The 2,564-nt window shown below is 69.5% G+C and carries 3 protein-coding genes; all 3 read left to right on the top strand.

Annotated features, from left to right (window positions below; translation table 11 throughout):
* Positions 1-186 (top strand): hypothetical protein (locus tag B2W70_RS15925; protein WP_286747149.1); only part of this gene is annotated, 186 nt, incomplete at its 5' end.
* Positions 187-188: 2 nt separating this feature from the next.
* Positions 189-1,436 carry a glycosyltransferase gene (locus B2W70_RS15920; RefSeq protein WP_286747146.1) on the top strand — a complete coding sequence of 416 codons (1,248 nt, stop codon included), beginning with the start codon at positions 189-191 and terminating at the stop codon, positions 1,434-1,436.
* Positions 1,433-2,564: beta-galactosidase (locus tag B2W70_RS15915; RefSeq protein ID WP_286747144.1), on the top strand; the 1,132-nt coding region annotated here is incomplete at its 3' end. The genes B2W70_RS15920 and B2W70_RS15915, both read left to right, overlap by 4 nt.

Raw genomic sequence — 2,564 nt, 5'->3', positions numbered from 1 at the left:
GCCTTCGTTCGCCTGCGCCACGCCGACCTCATCGTGCTGGTCGTCGAGGCCCGCACCAGCGTCGTGCCCGTGGTGGAGAACGCCCTGGGCATGCTGCGCACCGCCTTCCGCCGTGTCGACGGCGTCATCCTCAACCGCCGTCAGTACGAGGTCCCGGCCTCGGTGATGCGCTTCTGGCAGCGTTGACCATGCGTGGCATCCGAGTCGTCCTTTTGTCGCCCTTGCCGCCTGAGCGCACGGGCATCGCCGATTACGCCGCGAACTGGCGCCGCGCGGCCAATGGCGCCGGCATCGAGGTGCTGACGCCCTTGCAGGGTCAGCGGCCCATCGAGTCCTTGCAGGCAGCGCGCCGCTGGGTGTCCGAGCGCGACTGGTCGCGCGTGGACGTCGTTCACGCCGAGCTGGGTGGTGGGCGCCATGGCGAGTTCTTCGTGCTGGCGGCCTTGTCCGAGTTGCGCGAGAGGCCGGCCCTGTCGGCCACTGCGCATGACCCGGAGCGTCTGGTGTGGCGGCCGGTGGCCCGCTGGTGGCGTGCGCTCGACAGCTCGCGCGTGCTGCCCAGCTGGTTCAGCAAGCTCACCGCCGTGCTGGTCGACCCACACACGCTGGTGTGCGAGCGCCGGCTGGCCAAGCGCCTCGATGGCCTGGTCACGCTCACCCGCACCGGCGCGCAGGCCCTCAGCAAGCGCATGCGCCTGGTGCCCGAGCGCGTCAGCGTCATCCCCCACGGCGTGCTCAGCCTGCCTGTGGCGCCGCTGCCCGACGACACCGTGCTGCGCGTGCTCTACTTCGGCTACATCTACAGCGGCAAGGGCATCGAAGACTTGGTCGACGCGGTGGGCCAGGTGGTCAAGCAGCACCCGGAACATGCCGGCCGCATCCGCCTGACGATCGCCGGGGGCACGGCGCCCGAGATGACCTTCGGCGGCGGTCGCAGCTACCTCGACGAGTTGCGCCAGCGCGTGGCCGACCGCGGCATCACCGGCCATGTGGACTGGGAGCTCGACGTCGAGGAGCCCGACATCCCTGCGCTCATTCAGCGTCACCACCTGGTGGTGTTGCCCTACCGCGAGTCGCGCAAGCTGTCGCTGCTCGGGCAGATGCGTGGCACCAGCGGTGCGCTGGCCTGGGCCATTGGCTGCGGACGCGCGGTCATCACCTCCGACGCCCGCTCCTTTGCCGAAGAGATCTCGCACGGCAATGGCCTGGCCTACAAGCAAGGCCAGGTCGGCCAGCTCGCCCAGGCCCTGCATGGCCTGCTGGTCGACCCCAGCAAGCTGATCGACTGGACGAAGGCCGCTGGCCGCGTCGCAGAGGCCCGTCAGTGGGACCGCACCGGTCACGCCTTTGCCGGGCACTTCCAGCAGGTCGTTCAGCGGCGAGGCAAGGCGCGGGCCCGTGCTGGCCTGCCCGTGGCCAACAGGGGGCAGGCGTGAGCGACGGCGGCGCAGCGCTGGATCGCCGCGCCTTGTTGCAGGCCGGTGGCGCCCTGGCGACCCTGACCGCCTCGGCCGCAGGCTGGGCCGCCTGGCCCTGGCAGAAGCTGCCCGAGCAGGTGCTCAAGCCGGCGCGCACCGTGGTCTGGCAAGACTTCCTGGGCTTGAACGCCCAGCTGCAGTGGTTCCCGCCCGAGGTGGCGGCGCGCCAGGTGCAGCGCATGAAGGAGCTGGGCCTGAACTGGGTGCGCCTGGGCCTGCACTGGATGCTGCTCGAGCCCAAAGAGGGCCAGTTCGACCTCGCCCCCATCGACAGCATGATGAAGCTGGTCGAGGGCAGCGGACTCAAGAGCATCGTCTACATGGTGGGCACGCCGCGTTTTGCCTCGTCGGTCGAAACGGGCAACCAGTACGAGCGCTACTTCGACAAGTTCCCACCGCGCGATCCGCGCCTGTACGCACAGCGCCTGATGCAGGTGGCCAAGCGCTACCCGCAGGTCAACGTCTGGCAGGTCTGGAACGAGCCCAACATCCTGGGCTTCTGGGCGCCCAAGCCCGACCCCGAAGGCTATGGCCGCATGCTGCTGGCGTCGGTGCAAGGTTTGCGCGCCACGGTGCCAGGCAAGCCCATCGCCATGGCCGGCATGGCCTATTTCAGCGAGATGGGCGACGGCAGCGGCCTGATGATCGAAAAGCTCGGCCGCCTGGGCGCCTTCAACCTCGACGTGACCGTGGCGTACCACCCGTACACCACGAAGGCCGAGGGCTCGGACGCCGACGCCCGCGACTTCGTCAAGCGCGTGGTGCCGGCTCACCAGTGGCTGCGCTCGGCGGGCGTCAAGCAGATCTGGGCGACCGAATGGGGTTGGTCCAGCTACAAGGGCCCGGTCGAGGAGCAGCCCATCGTCGGCGAAGACGGCCAGGCCGACTTCACCCTCAAGCGCCTGGCCCTGATGGCCGCGCTCGACTACGACAAGGTCTTTCTGTTCACCCTGTCCGACCTCGACTCGCGCGCGTCCGAGCGCGACCAGCACTACGGCCTGCTGCGCCTGAATGGCGAGCCCAAGCCCGTGTTCCACGCGCTCAAGCGTTTCCTGCAGGTCTGTGGCCCCCGCCTGGAGCCTGACC

It is taken from the genome of Aquabacterium sp. UBA2148, from assembly GCF_002328915.1.
Classification (GTDB): Bacteria; Pseudomonadota; Gammaproteobacteria; order Burkholderiales; family Burkholderiaceae_C; genus Aquabacterium; species Aquabacterium parvum.
Note: the sequence above shows the minus strand (reverse complement) of the source record. Positions and strands in the feature narration are given on the sequence as shown.

Coding starts and splice junctions, on each gene's coding strand:
- B2W70_RS15920 (WP_286747146.1), top strand. CDS start 189: ATGCGTGGCATCCGAGTCGTCCTTTTGTCGCCCTTGCCGCCTGAGCGC.